The organism is Microbacterium testaceum (assembly GCF_006539145.1).
GTDB lineage: Bacteria > Actinomycetota > Actinomycetes > Actinomycetales > Microbacteriaceae > Microbacterium > Microbacterium testaceum.
Genome location: NZ_BJML01000002.1, coordinates 330,163 through 343,280, shown reverse-complemented (window position 1 = coordinate 343,280; position 13,118 = coordinate 330,163). Strand labels below are relative to the sequence as shown.

Genomic DNA, 13,118 nt, shown 5'->3' with positions numbered 1-13,118 from the left:
CCGCACGTGGTGATCCGATCCATCGCGCTGCTCGCAGTCCTTCGACCTGCCCCGACTCATGCTGCGACCCGGCGTACTCAGCGAGCTGAACCGGCTCGCCGCGTCGGCGCGGACGACCTCGTCACCCTGACGGCCCCCGCCTTCCCGACCAGCAGGTCGTATGAACCGGCGGGTGAACGCACCTTATGAGTTCGTGACGAATCGTTGAGGGCTGGTGAACCGCTCGTTCACCCGTTGATCGTGCCGCGGCCATGCCGGGGGAGGACGTTCTTCTGAGCGGAGAAGCACCGGTCGACCCGAAGGGCCGGTGCGAATCCGCGAGACAGGGGACCCCTCGTGAGCGAACAGCTCTCCGCGCGATCGAGCGCGCAGGCGCGCGTCGTCTTCGACACGTTCCGATCCACCGACGACCCGATGCTGGCGTCGTGGCTCTCTTTCCGGGCCCGCATCCTGCCCGCGGAAACCGGTCAGGGCGTCGTCGCCCCCCGCGCGAGCGGGCCGGTCGCACGCGGCGGCATGTACGGCGTGTGGAGACTGCTCGCCACGAACAACCGCGAGCTCGGTCGGGGGACGTGGCTGTACCCCGCCCCGGACGACGCCTGGGCCGATGCCGAGGTGTTGAGCGCCCGGGCGGGCGAGCTGTCGCCGACCACCGTGCGCGGCGACGTGCCCACCCGGCACGCCTGGGCCCTCCGACTCGGCGGTCTGCCCGTGCTCATCAGCTCCCGCTGGTACGAGTCGCCGGGTGAGGCCGCCGCAGCGGCGCGCGCGGCGCGTGATCACCTGGGTCGCGCCCACATCGCTCGTGTCGTGAACATCGGCACGCGTTCCGGGCGCCGTTACCGTCAGGTGCGCGAAGAAGTCCCCCTCCTTGGCTGAGCGACCGATGGCGACACCCGCGTCGGCGGCCGGGACGGCGTGCCCGTGACCGGTCCGCAGCTTCCTGATCTGATCGGCGGGCGATTCCGGATCCGATCTCTGCTGGGCTCGGGCGCCACCGCCTCGGTGTACGAGGCTCTCGATACGGTCGAGGGCGGAGTGGTCGCCGTGAAGGTCCTGCACCCCCATCTCGACGTGACGCCCACGGTGCGAGCCGCCTTCTTCCGCGAGGCGTCGATCGCCCGGTCTATCTCGCACCCGTCCGTGGCCCGGGTCGTCGCGATGGGCGACGACGGCGATCTCCGAGTGTGGACGGCCTGGATGTTCGCCCCGGGCGTCACCCTCGCCGAGCTCGTCCGCACGCGGGGGCCGCTGCCTCCGGCGGCGGCTCTCGCCGTCGTCGACCGCGTTCTGGGTGCCCTCGAGGCGGTCCACGCGGCGGGCTACGTCCACCGTGACGTGTCGGCATCCAATGTGCTCGTCCAACGCGAGGCCGGCGGCGACGTCACCGCCGTCACTCTCATCGATCTCGGTGTGGCGGACAGGCCGGGCCGATCCGCACGGGCCGGAGACGTCCTGCTGAGCGGCGTGACAGCCGCGGCCGAGGGGATCGTCGGTAACCCCGCGTACGCCTCTCCGGAGCACCTCCGCGGAGACGCGGTGGGAGTCGCGGGCGACATCTACCAGGTCGGGGCTCTTCTGTACCTGGCCCTCGTCGGGGAACCGCCGTTCGTGCGAGCGAGCATCGACGAGACGGTCCGGGCACACCTGATGGCCCTTCCGCCCACCGTTTCCGTCCGCGCACGCGGCGTTCCCGTCGAGCTCGATCGATTCGTCGTCCGAGCGCTGATGAAGGAGCCCGGCGATCGCTTCGCCTCGGCGCCGGCGATGCGATCGGCCCTCTCCGCCGCGGCCCTCTCCTCCCCACGCGGCGTCGCGGCTTCGATGGCCGTCGCACCGTCCGGGGTGCCGGCGCCGGCCACCCGACTTCTCCCGTCCCCGGTGGCCCGGTCTGCGGCCGAGACTGTCGGCCCGCGCTCCGGGGCGTCGTCCCTGATGTGGATCCTGCTCTCGACCGCCGCCGTGCTCGTGGGCATCCTGGTCTTCGCCCTCGTCCCTCGCGCGGCCCCGGTCGAAGCGCAGGAGCGGCCACACGCCTCCTCTTCCGCCGCCGCCTCGCCCTCCGTCTCATCGGCGTCGCCCTCACCCCCTGCCGCTCGAGCTGCCGAGACTCCGGTCCCGCGGAGTGTCACCGTTCCCACGGTGGTGGGCCGGCAGGAGGAAGACGCCCGCGCCCTCCTCGCGGCCGCCGGTCTCCGCGTCGCAGAGAAGACGGGTTCGTCGGATGGAACGGATGCCGTGGGCACGGTGACGGCGACGGATCCCGCGCCGGGCGAGGTCTCGGTATCCGGTGGTCCGATCACACTGGTCGTGGCGAGCGGCTTCAACACGGTGCCCGACGTGCGAGGCGCGACGGCGGATCGTGCTCAGTACTCGGTGGCGTCCGCGGGCTTCGCGATCGTCCTGCGGCACGCGACCTCGAGCATCGTGCCCGCGGGTGGCGTCATCGATGTCGACCCCGCGGCCGGCTCCCGATCGCCGCTCGGGACGCCGGTGACCCTGACACTGTCGACGGGAGCCGCCACCCCGACACCGCTGCCGTCGCCGACCGGGACGACGCGCGCCCCGACCTCGACACCGACTCCGGAGCCGTCGTCATGAAGCGCTCGTGGCCCGCTCACGTCTCGGCCAAGGCTCCTTCCCCGGAACGTGGTCGGTTGTTCATGTTCGGCCCCCACGCTGTCGAGGATCCGGCTGGAACCCGCCGCCGGTCCGTGTTCTCAGGAAGCCCGATGAGACCATCTCTGCGCGCCGTCGTGTGCGCGCCCCGGAGCGTGACGCGATGACCGCCGTCGGCCCGGACGCGCTCACCGAGCTCCTGCGCCCCGCTGAAGCACCGTCTGCCGAGGAGAAGCAGCCGGTCGCGCCCCGCGAGCTGCGCGCGCGGCCCTCACGCGGAGATGCCGTCTTCCGCGCCACGTCCTACGCCGCGGGCGGAATCACCGTCGCGATCATGCTGGCGGTCGGAGTGTTCCTCACCCTCCGCAGCGGCGAAGCGCTGAGCGTCGCGGGCCCGTCGTTCTTCTGGACGCAGGAGTGGAACCCGGAGGCCGGGGATTTCGGCATCGTCGCCGTGCTGTTCGGCACCGTCTCGATCGCACTGGTGGCGATGGCGTTCTCTGTTCCCCTCGCCGTGGGGACGGCGCTGCTCATCTCGGAGGTCGCTCCTCCCCGCCTCCGGTCGGCCCTGGTCACACTGGTCGATCTCATGGCCGCGGTGCCGAGCGTGGTCTACGGGCTCTGGGGGGTGTTCTTCCTCCAGGCGGCGGTCATCCCCGTCGCCCAGTGGATCTCCTACTACTTCGCGTGGGTTCCCGTCCTCGCCGTGACCGATCCCGATGGTGCACGCATCACCTCGGCGGGGGCGTTCACCTCCTCGGCCTTCATCGCCGGCATCGTCGTGGCGCTGATGGTGGCACCGACCCAGACCTCGGTGATGCGCGAGGCCTTCTCGCAGGCGCCGATCGGAGAACGCGAGGGGGCGCTGGCCCTCGGATCGACCCGATGGGGCATGATCCGCACCGTCGTTCTGCCGTTCGGTCGGGGTGGAATCATCGGCGGGACGATGCTCGGGTTGGGCAGGGCGCTGGGGGAGACGATCGCCGTCTACATGATCATCTCGCCGATCTTCACGATCAACGTCGAGGTCCTCAGCAAGGGGTCGAACTCCATCTCCGCGCTCATCGCCCTCCGCTACGGCGAATCGAGTCAGTTCGGTCTGTCGGCCCTGATGGCGGCCGGGCTGACGCTGTTCGTCATCACCCTCGTCATCAACTTCACCGCGTCCTCCGTCGTGGCCCGATCGCGCTCCGGCGCCCAGAGCGAGGGATGACATGACCCCGGATGCCACCCTGGCTCCGCCACCGGTCGGAGACGACGTCACGCGCCTCGTCGAGGTACCCGGAACGCCCCCGGCCCCCCGTCGCGGACGGACCGTGCTGCCCGACCCGGGCGCCGAGGCTCCGGGGCCGCGCCGGCGCGTGCGCGGCATCCCGGCCGAGCAGCGTTTCGACCTGATCGGCGCGGTCTGCGCCTCCCTCGCGGTGGCGACCCTGCTGTTCGGGTGGCTCACGCCGATGACCGGGGTGATCGGGTGGGCTGTGGTGGCCTACGCGTCGTTCTTGGCGATCTACGCATTGCTCATCGTTCTGCGCTCCGACCGGCTCGATGTGGTCGACCGCGTCATGACCGCCCTGCTCTACAGTGCCGGTGGCCTGTTGCTGGCCGCTCTGGTGTTCGTGGTCGTCTTCACGCTGCTGCGTGGTTTCGACGCGGTCACCCACCTCACCTTCTTCATCGAGACGATGAAATTCGCGGGTCCGCTCGACCCGCTCGACACGGGCGGCATCGCCCATGCCATCGTCGGCACCCTGATCCAGATCTCGATCGCCCTGGCCATCGCCGTACCGCTGGGCATTGCGACCGCGGTCTTCATGAACGAGATCGGCGGGCGGTTCGCCCGCTTCGTCCGGACCATCTCGGATGCCATGACCGCGCTGCCCTCGATCGTCGCCGGCCTCTTCATCTACGCCGCCGTCATCACCCTGGTGACCCAGGAGCGCTCGGGGTTCGCGGCGTCGCTCGCGATCACCGTGATGATGCTGCCGATCATCATCCGCGCCTCCGACGTCGTCCTCCGGCTCGTGCCGGGGAACCTGCGCGAGGCGTCCTATGCGCTCGGCGCATCGCGATGGCGGACGGTGTGGACGGTCGTGCTGCCGACGTCCCGTTCGGGGCTCGCGACCGCGGTGATCCTGGGCACGGCACGCGGTGTCGGCGAGACCTCGCCGGTCCTTCTGACCTCGGGTGTGACGGCCGTCATGAACACGAACCCCTTCCACGGGCCGATGATCTCGCTGCCGCTCCAGGTGTTCGACATGGTCAAATCTCCCGAGCCGTCGATGATCGCCCGAGGATTCGGGGCGGCCGCGACCCTCATCGCGCTCGTGCTCGTCCTGTTCATCGTCGCTCGCGCCATCGGCGGAAAAGGCGCGGGTCAGTTGAGCCCGCGCCGACGCCGCGCCCGCGCCGCGGCGTCACGGGGCGATCTCGCACGTATCGAGCGTCGCGCCGCTCTGTCGGCGGCCGCCGCGAGTGCTGTCCTCGTTCCCGCGACCTTGACGGCCAGCGAAGCGCTCGCCGCCGAGCGGGTCGCCGCCGACACTTCCCACCCCTCCGAGGAGACTCCGTGATCCCCCGCCGCTTCCGACTCGCCGCGACCGCCCTCGTCGCCGCCCTCGTCGCGGGGGTGGTCGGCGCCGGTGGCGTCACCCCCGCGGCCACCGCCGCGGACGCTGCCTACGCCGACATCTCCGGCTCCGGGTCGACCTGGTCGCAGAACGCCCTCGACCAGTGGCGGCGAAACGTGCAGTCCAACTACACGATGACCGTCAACTACCGGGGCCTCGGCTCCACGGCCGGTCGCACCGACTTCATCAACCGCAGCGTCGATTTCGCCATCAGCGAGATCCCGTTCCAGCTGCAGCCGACCGAGAAGGGGGCGCAGCCCGAGAAGCCTCCCGTCGGGGGCTACGCGTACATGCCCATCGTCGCCGGCGGCACCTCGTTCATGTACAACCTGAAGATCGGCGGCAAGCAGGTGACGAACCTGCGCCTCGCGGGGGCCACCGTGACGAAGATCTTCGCGGGCAAGATCACCAACTGGAACGATCCCGCCATCCAGGCCGACAACCCGGGGCTCGCGATGCCCGACCGCCCCATCCAGCGCATCGCGCGTTCCGACGGATCGGGTTCGACCGCGCAGTTCACGATGTGGATGTCGAAGCAGCACCCCGATATCTGGACGACGGGGATGACGTCGCAGTTCCCCGACGACGTGGGGGCCACCCTGCAGAACGGTTCGCTCGGCGTCTCCGCCTATGTGGGACAGAACTACGGCGAGGGTGCCATCACCTACGTCGAGTACTCGTACGCACTGAAGTCAGGGTTCCCGGTGGCGAAGGTGCTCAATGCCGCCGGCTATTACATCGAACCGACCGCCTCGTCGGTGGCGGTCGCGATGCTCAAGGCGCAGATCAACACGAACGCCTCGTCAGCCGACTACCTGACCCAGATCCTCGATGGGGTCTACAACAACGGCGACCCTCGCACGTACCCGCTCTCGAGCTACTCGTACATGATCGTGCCGACCCAGGAGGGCGGGACGTTCAACGCCGACAAGGGGCGCACGCTGGGTGCCTTCGCCAAATACGTCCTCTGCGAGGGGCAGCAGCAGGCGGAGCAGCTGGGCTATTCGCCGCTCCCGATGAACCTCGTTCAAGCGGGTGCCGAGCAGATCAAGCGGATTCCCGGCGCCCAAGGCTCGACCGTCGACATCAACGCGTGCAACAACCCGACCTTCCAGCCGGGGGACTCCCTGGACAACAACCGCCTGGCGCAGACCGCCCCGCAACCGGCCGACTGCGACAAGCAGGGGCCCAGCCAGTGCGTGACCGGGACGGCGGGTGCCGCCGGCACGAGCACCGACGTCACCGGGTCCGGTGACGGGGGAGCCGCTGCCGGCGCCGCGACCACGGGCACCGCAGCCGCGGGGGCGACCGCCGCGACCGACCCGGCCGCCGCATCCACGGCCGCGGAGGCGGTCTACGACGCCAACGGCAACCTCCTGTCCGGTGCCGCCGGGGGTGGGCGGGCAGCGGCATCCGCTCCCTTCTCGATCCCCGATCCGGTGCCGGGAGCCCCCGCGGTGATGATGGCTGCCGCGGCCGTGCTGCTGCTCGCCGCCATCGGTGTGCCGCCTCTGCTGCTGCGTCGCTCCCGTCGCCCCAACGGCCGCTGACGCGCCACTCGCCTCGCGTCCGACGCGGTCGGACGCGGCTTCGGCGTGCCTGAATTTGCCGTCGACCGGGTCTTTCGCAGAAACGTCTCTCCGCAACGCGAGCGCGAGACCTCGTTGTGAGCTTGTTCATCCGTCCGTCATAACCCGCCCATAACTTCGACCCGTCGACAGGCCCTGTCGATGAAGAATCAGGGGAATCCCGTGCGCTTGTCAGCACCCCACCACCGCCTCCGCCGAGTTCTCGCCTCGGTCGTCGCCGGCGTGGTCGTGTCCGGAGTGGTCTTCGCCGCGATGTCCGGCGGAGCTCTCGCGGCTCCTTCCGCCTCGGCCGCCGACGGCGCCGACCTCGGCGCGGCGACGGTCTCGGCCGCGTCCTACGACCCGGATGCCGCGAATGCGCCGTTCCCCGACCTCGAAGTGTCGGTGTCTCAGACGCGCGGGCTCGGCGCCCAGGGCATCGAGGTGTCGTGGAAGAACGCCGCGCGCTCGACCCCGCCGAGTCAGCAGACCGGTGGCGAGAACTTCCTGCAGATCATGCAGTGCTGGGGCGATGACCCCGACGACCCCGGTCGCCCCGATCGCACGACGTGCCAGTACGGCGCGAGCGGCACCTTCGGCGGCGGGAGAGTGGGCTCGCCGGACTGGGAGTATTCGATCCCGAAGCAGGACCTGCCCTACACCGTCCTGGGCAAGGGCGTCAGCGAGCCCAGCGAGACGGCGATTCCCTTCCGCTCATCCACTCTGCGCAACGGCGAGCACGAGATGGTCCAGCGCATCGCCGACGGAAAATACGTCGACGGTGACCGCGTCGACGTGAACCAGAACCCCTTCTTCTCGCAGTACACCTCGAACGAGGTCTCCTGGGCTGGCTCCGGGTCCAACGGCACCGGCAGCGCGAAGTTCGAGGTGCAGACGGCCGTGCAGTCCCGCGGTCTCGGCTGCGGGCGTCGGGTTGAAGCGACCGACGGAACCGCGCGCGGACAGTCGTGCTGGCTCGTGATCATCCCGCGGGGCACGCACGACAACGGCTCGCCGTCCATCACGCAGCCCGGACTGTTCTGGGACAGCTGGAAGCACCACGTCGCCGTGCGCCTCGACTTCCGCCCGCTCGGCAGCAGTTGCGCCATCGGTGCCGCCGAACGACAGGTCGTCGGCAGCGAGCTGCTCGCCTCGGCCATCTCGTCGTGGCAGCCGTCGCTGTGCGCGAACGGCGGCGACATCTACAACATGATCACCAGCAACGAGGCCGATGCCGTGGCAGCGGCCAATGCCGCCACGACCTCCGCACCCCTCGCCCTGACCTCGCGCCCCTACGCCGGCGATTCCGCAGACGACCTCATCTACGCGCCGGTGGGCCTCTCCGCCATCACGATCGCCTTCGCCATCGACCGGTTCCCGAACCCCGGGAGCACCGACGAGGTCGCACGGAGCAGGGCCGGCCTCCCGTTCACCTCGATGAAGCTCACTCCGCGGTTGATCGCGAAGCTCCTGACCTCCTCGTACATCGACGCCCTTCCCACCGAGACCGATCGTCGGCACCTGGGGAGCAACCCTCGCAATCTGCTGTTCGATCCGGATTTCCTCGCCATCAACGATGCGGAGTGGAAGGAGCAGGCCATCGCCGGCGTCGGCGTCTCCGACATGCTGGTGACGCAGGGGCGATCCGATGTCGCGCACACCCTGTGGAGCTACGTGCTGGCGGACCCCGAGGCCCGGGCCTTCCTCGACGGCGAGGCCGACCCCTGGGGGACGCGCGTCAACAAGTACAGCTCCACCAACCCCCAGGTGAACCCCAACGGTGCTCTCTCATTGCCCACGGACACGTTCCCCAAGGCCGACCCGACGAAGCGGGAGGCCGTCAAGGGCGGCGCGGGCGAACTCAACGTGATCGGATGGCGACCTTTCACGAACGACCTCGATACATCCGGTTACCTCACGCTTCGCGGCGACGCGCAGGTCGCCGGGTCATGGGATCCGCTGGCCAACCCGCCTCGCTACGTCAAGACGCCCCGCAGTCTCCAGGGCACTCAAGCTGTCATCGGCCTCACGGACAGCGCGGCCTCCGAGAAGTATCAGATCGTCTCAGCCGAGCTGAAGAACCCGGCAGGGGCCTTCGTGGGGCTCTCCAACGACGCGATGAGCGCCGCCGCCGCGGCGATGACCTCTACGACGGCGCAGACGCAGACCGTCGGCTTCGACTTCACCTCCGACGCGGCCCGCTCCGCCACCGCCGCCTACCCGCTCACCCTGCCCATCTATGCCGCGACCAACCCCTACATGACGGATGCCAAGGCTCGCGCCAGCTACGCCGCATTCATCCGCTACGCGGCCGGTTACGGTCAGCAGCCCGGCGTCGATCTCGGTCAGCTCCCGGTGGGGTACGCGCCGATCTCCGAGGCGTGGCACCAGCAGGCCGTCGTCGCCGCGAACGTGATCCAGTCCGGTCTCATCCGTTCCACCGCTCCGTCGCCGACGAAGGCCCCCGCGGCCGCTGCCCCCCTCGCCTCCGGGACCATGCCCGGCGCCTCGGGGAGCGTCGCTGCAGCGCCGGCTGCCGCGGCAGCGGGTTCCGCGGCGTCGGGCGACCCCGTGGCATCCGGAGCCGTCGCCGGTGCCCTCGCCGGGGCTCAGACCCCCGTGGATCCGGGTGTGGGCGGGCTGCCGGCGGTCTTGCCGGCCAGCCTGCTCGCGGGCGTGCTCGCCGCCGGCGTCGTGTTCCTCATCCCTCGTCTTCCGCGTCGCCTCGGCTGACGCGAGCCGCTCTTCCCTTCCGCGCATCACCAGAAATCACACCATCCACCTTTTCCAGATTGGTATCTCGTGAAGATCAAGAAGATCGCCGCCATCGGCGCGGCAGTCGGCCTTCTGCTGGCGGGAGCGGGCTTCGCCTCGACCGCTTCGGCCGAGCCGGTGTCGAACAGCTACGTCGCTGTCGGCTCCGACACCCTCCAGGACGCGATGAACGCGCTCACCAACGGCACCAGTGCCTCCGGCTCCTACGTCCGTGTGCTCGCCGACGGCAAGTCGATCGGCAACTTCGACGCCTTCGGCTCGGCGGCCATCCAGGCCAAGTCGAACGGCCCCTTCTTCGCCCGTCCGAACGGCTCGGGCGCCGGCCGCGACGCCCTGCGTCGCTCGATCGACGGCGCGAACTGGTCGATCAACGGCAACATCACCCCGGCGCGCAGCATCGCCGGTCAGGTCGACATCGCCCGCAGCTCGGGCGGGCCCGGCACCAACGCCAACGCCGACGGCCGTCTGCTGTACGTCCCCTTCGCTCGCGATGCGGTCGCCTACGCATACAAGGGCGGCACCGCGGCATGGGCCACGCTGACCCCCGCGCAGCTGAAGGGCATCTACGAGGGGACCATCACCTCCATCGACGGCGTCACGATCAAGCCCCGCCTTCCCCAGACGTCCTCGGGCACGCGCGGCTTCTTCCTCAACGCCCTCGGTGTGACCACCCCCTCGGGTGTGGCAGACGCCTCGAACACCACGGTGCCCGAGAACGACGCCACCGTGCTCGGTGACGGCGAGATCATCCCGTTCTCGGCTGCCAGCTGGATCGCCCAGGCCAACAACGTGGCGGGGGTCAACACCGTCGCCGTCGCCTCGACCGTGCAGCTGGGCTCGCCCGTCGCCGGTGCCAGCGCTTTCACGGGCACGGCTCCCTCCCTCGTCCCCAACGCGAGCTACTACTCCAACACCACCTTCGGACGTGACACCTACCTGATCGTCGAGCGCGCTCGCGTGCAGTCGACGTTCACCTACACCGGCTCGCCCGCGTACGACGCGGTCCTGGCGAACCTCGTCAACTCCTCCTCGCTGACCAGCCTGACCAACTTCGGCAACTCGCCGCTGGCTCCCGGCTCGGTGAAGCGCAAGTTCGGCTTCCTCGCCCCCTCCTCGACCACCCCCCTCTCGGCGTACGCCCAGGGCTGATCGAGACCACGGAAAGGTACACAGAGATGTTCCGCTCTACGACCCTGAAGGCCGCGGCTGCCGCGGCTCTCGCCCTCCTGCTGGTCGGCACAGGCGTCTCGGCCGCGCAGGCCGCCAACACCCCGGCCGGTTCCACCGAGCCGTTCTACATCTTCGACGCCACCACCGAGAACCTGGTCAAGAACGGCGAGGCCATCGCTTTCGACCAGCTCGTCGCGGGCTACCCCGTCGGCGAGGGCTTCTCGAACTACGACAAGATGTTCACCGGCCCGGCCGCGGCAACCGGTGTCTCGGTGTTCGTCTCGCCCCGCGGCGGCGAGCGCGACACCTCAAAGTGGCTCGGCAGCCAGATGAACGCCTTCAACGACACCACGAAGAAGACGGTCCTCACCCCGGCGCTCCTGCTCAACAATCTCGCCGGCGCCAACTACGCCTCGGTCAAGGCGAACGGTGGGGACTTCTCCGCCGGCCTCGCCTTCACCTCCAGCAACGGCGTGACCGTCGAGGACGCCTCGTTCGTCTACATCACGGTCAAGCCGGGCGGCTCGTGGAGCTACACCGCGACGGTACCCGCCACCGGCGGAAACACCGGCGGCGGTTCGGCGGCCACGACGGGTGACATCGGTCTCGAGGCGACCACCGTCGCGCCTCAGGACGGCGCTCTGTCGCTGTCGGTTCCCGCGGGTGCCACAGCCACCTTCGGTCAGGCGCAGTTGATCAACAACAAGTCGACCTCGACGGCGACGCTTCCCGAGGTCACCGTGACCGACGAGCGCGTCGTCAGCAAGAAGGGTTGGACACTGACGCAGACCGTCGGCGCCTTCACGAGCGACTCGGCCACCTTCACCGCCGCCAACCTCGGCGTCGCACCCAAGGTGAACGCGGCGGGGACCACGGCGACCGGGGTGACCGCCGCGGCCGCGCAGACCGCGGGCTCGGCCGTCTACCCGGCGACGTTCGCCGGTGCGGCCGCCGGCTCGGGTACGGGTGTGACCAAGCTCAGTGCCGACCTGACGCTGGTTGCACCGTCCGACGCTCCGGCCGGCACCTACACCTCGAAGATGACGCTCACGCTCGTCTCGAAGTGACCACGCGAGGGGCGGCGCCGTGGCGCCGCCCCTCGTCCGTCCCCCGAGAACCCGTGCGGCGTTCAGACGTCGTTCAGGTCGCGGATCGACCGCGGCCAGCCCCTTCTGCGGAGATGTATCGTGCTTTCCAACCTCGCTCCCGCCCGCCCGAACGCGTGGGGGATCCGATCGGCCGCTCTGGCCCTGATCGCCGCCGCCGCGGTCTCGCTGGGCCTGTCGTCTGCGGGCTCCGCGCGCGCCGACGACGCGCCGGCGCCGAACGACACCATCGGCATCTCTGCGGCACCCCAATCGGCGGACGCCGCCTCGCCCCGCTCGCGGTTCAGCTACCAGATGGGCCCCGGCCAGGAGCTCGACGACGTCTACGTCGTGACGAACGTGGGATCGACGCCGCAGTCGTTCACGGTGTTCGCGACCGACGCGTTCAACACGGACGAGGGCGGCTACGGCCTGCTCGAAACCGGTGTCGCCCCGACCGATGCGGGTGCATAGGTCGCCTTCTCCGGGCAGCCGTCCGTCGCCGTTCAGCTCGAGCCGGGAGCATCGACCGAGGTCCCGTTCCGTGTCGCCGTGCCCGCCGACGCCCGCCCCGGCGACCACGCCGCGGGATTGGCGGTCTCCGCGCTGTCGAACGATGGCCAGGTTCTCGTGGACCGTCGCGTCGGCACCCGTCTCTACGTGCGCGTCCCCGGTGATCTGCAGCCCCTCCTGTCCATCGATGGCATGTCCGCCTCGTACACGCCGAGCCTGAACCCGCTCGATGGCGAGACGGCCGTCACCTTCACCGTGCGAAACGCCGGCAACGTGGCTCTTTCGGGCCGCCTGAAGGCCGAGGTCCGTGGACTTTTCGGCATCGGCGTCTCGGGCGAGGTCGGCGCGGAGGTCGACGAGATGCTGCCGGGCAGCACCCGCACCGTCACGACCACCGTTTCGGGGGTCGGCCAGTGGATCTACCTTTCGCCCACGGTGACGTTGTATCCGTCCGTCGATCAGCAGGCGCTCAACCCCGGGCCCCTGCGCAGCGTCTCTCGCGACACGGTGCTCTTCGTCGTGCCGTGGGCCCTTCTCGCCGCGCTGATCATCGGTCTGCTCGTGTGGGGCGGGCTGCGCCTGCGTCGCCGTATCGACGATCGTCGCGCCCGGGCCTGGGTGGAGTACACCGAGGCCGAGGCTCGTCGAAAGGCCGAGCTCGAGCGTGAGGTCGTCGGGGCCGGAACCTCGGGAGCGACACGGTGACGTGGTCTCGGCGCGACCGGATGCCACGCCTGCTCGCCGCGGTACTGCTCTGC

The 13,118-nt window shown here is 70.0% G+C and carries 10 protein-coding genes; all 10 read left to right on the top strand.

Annotated elements, in window-relative coordinates:
* Positions 1-336 precede the first annotated feature (336 nt).
* Positions 337-879, top strand: coding sequence for a hypothetical protein (locus MTE01_RS05670; protein WP_116239141.1), 543 nt, complete (start codon positions 337-339; stop codon positions 877-879).
* Positions 880-924: 45 nt separating this feature from the next.
* A complete protein-coding gene (locus MTE01_RS05665; RefSeq protein ID WP_170210623.1) occupies positions 925-2,601 on the top strand; it encodes a serine/threonine protein kinase in 1,677 nt (558 codons plus the stop codon).
* A gap of 181 nt (positions 2,602-2,782) precedes the next feature.
* Positions 2,783-3,832, top strand: coding sequence for a phosphate ABC transporter permease subunit PstC (gene pstC / locus MTE01_RS05660; protein WP_141376186.1), 1,050 nt, complete (start codon positions 2,783-2,785; stop codon positions 3,830-3,832).
* A gap of 1 nt (position 3,833) precedes the next feature.
* Entirely contained in the window at positions 3,834-5,192 is a 1,359-nt protein-coding gene (gene pstA / locus MTE01_RS05655) for a phosphate ABC transporter permease PstA (RefSeq protein WP_141376184.1), read from the top strand.
* Entirely contained in the window at positions 5,189-6,799 is a 1,611-nt protein-coding gene (gene pstS, locus MTE01_RS05650) for a phosphate ABC transporter substrate-binding protein PstS (RefSeq protein ID WP_246077992.1), read from the top strand. The genes pstA and pstS overlap by 4 nt, the downstream gene beginning before the upstream one ends.
* A 201-nt stretch (positions 6,800-7,000) precedes the next feature.
* The gene (locus MTE01_RS05645; protein WP_141376181.1) at positions 7,001-9,550 is read left to right on the top strand and encodes a hypothetical protein; all 2,550 of its coding nucleotides are present in this window, start codon (positions 7,001-7,003) and stop codon (positions 9,548-9,550) included.
* A 69-nt stretch (positions 9,551-9,619) separates the two neighbouring features.
* Positions 9,620-10,741 (top strand): substrate-binding domain-containing protein, encoded by a 1,122-nt coding sequence (locus tag MTE01_RS05640; protein ID WP_103206095.1) that lies wholly within the window; start codon positions 9,620-9,622, stop codon positions 10,739-10,741.
* A 26-nt stretch (positions 10,742-10,767) separates the two neighbouring features.
* A complete protein-coding gene (locus MTE01_RS17215) occupies positions 10,768-11,829 on the top strand; it encodes a hypothetical protein (RefSeq protein WP_141376177.1) in 1,062 nt (353 codons plus the stop codon).
* A gap of 120 nt (positions 11,830-11,949) precedes the next feature.
* The gene (locus tag MTE01_RS05630; RefSeq protein ID WP_141376174.1) at positions 11,950-12,321 is read left to right on the top strand and encodes a hypothetical protein; all 372 of its coding nucleotides are present in this window, start codon (positions 11,950-11,952) and stop codon (positions 12,319-12,321) included.
* A 78-nt stretch (positions 12,322-12,399) separates the two neighbouring features.
* A complete protein-coding gene (locus MTE01_RS05625) occupies positions 12,400-13,065 on the top strand; it encodes a hypothetical protein (protein WP_141376172.1) in 666 nt (221 codons plus the stop codon).
* Positions 13,066-13,118 lie beyond the last annotated feature (53 nt).

Coding starts and splice junctions, on each gene's coding strand:
- pstC (WP_141376186.1), top strand. CDS start 2,783: ATGACCGCCGTCGGCCCGGACGCGCTCACCGAGCTCCTGCGCCCCGCT.
- pstA (WP_141376184.1), top strand. CDS start 3,834: ATGACCCCGGATGCCACCCTGGCTCCGCCACCGGTCGGAGACGACGTC.
- MTE01_RS17215 (WP_141376177.1), top strand. CDS start 10,768: ATGTTCCGCTCTACGACCCTGAAGGCCGCGGCTGCCGCGGCTCTCGCC.